1 protein-coding gene is annotated in these 229 nt (G+C 39.3%); it reads left to right on the forward strand.

The features are described 5' to 3' along the window. On the forward strand, positions 1-225 hold a 225-nt coding region (locus R2R70_RS23675; RefSeq protein WP_410979443.1), incomplete at its 5' end, for a hypothetical protein. Between the last annotated feature and the right edge of the window lie 4 nt (positions 226-229).

The following is a 229-nucleotide window of genomic DNA, read 5'->3' on the forward strand; positions in this document are numbered from 1 at the left end:
GATTATGGGAAACAAGGGCAAAGCGTTTTAATTGACTTAGCTTTCTTTCCAAATATGCCAGAAGCGGGTGCTATCGATAATGTTAATTTACCTTATTGGACATCTCAAACTGCAGCAGATGGCACCAGTTTATCGCAAGCTTATATTATTGATATGAGCAATGGTAATGATCTTGCCTATCCAAAAGAAAACAACGCGTATGTTCGTTTAGTCAGAAGCCGATAGGAGG

This window comes from Cobetia sp. SIMBA_158, from assembly GCF_046566945.1.
Lineage (GTDB): Bacteria > Pseudomonadota > Gammaproteobacteria > Pseudomonadales > Halomonadaceae > Cobetia > Cobetia amphilecti.